Genomic DNA, 249 nt, shown 5'->3' on the forward strand with positions numbered 1-249 from the left:
ATCCCGTTAACTCCCATTTCTTTAAGCGGAAAGGCTTAATAGGTCCCGTAGTGTAGCGGTTATCACGTCGCCCTGTCACGGCGAAGATCGCGGGTTCGATTCCCGTCGGGACCGTTTTAGTGTATAGAGATACATTAGAGAGACTCGTTAGCTCAGTTGGTAGAGCATTTGACTTTTAATCAAAGGGTCACTGGTTCGAGCCCAGTACGGGTCATAGTCACAGGCGGGTGTGGCGGAATTGGCAGACGC

General features: G+C 51.0%; 2 tRNA genes. Both read left to right on the forward strand.

Annotation, left to right across the window (positions count from 1 at the left end):
- Window positions 1-41: 41 nt before the first annotated feature.
- Window positions 42-114: transfer RNA gene (locus HMPREF2887_RS09590), tRNA-Asp, on the forward strand.
- 27 nt (window positions 115-141) lie between these two features.
- Window positions 142-214 (forward strand) — tRNA-Lys (locus HMPREF2887_RS09595).
- Window positions 215-249 lie beyond the last annotated feature (35 nt).

The sequence above is a fragment of the Streptococcus sp. HMSC071H03 genome, from assembly GCF_001813035.1.
In the GTDB taxonomy this organism is placed as follows: Bacteria; Bacillota; Bacilli; order Lactobacillales; family Streptococcaceae; genus Streptococcus; species Streptococcus anginosus.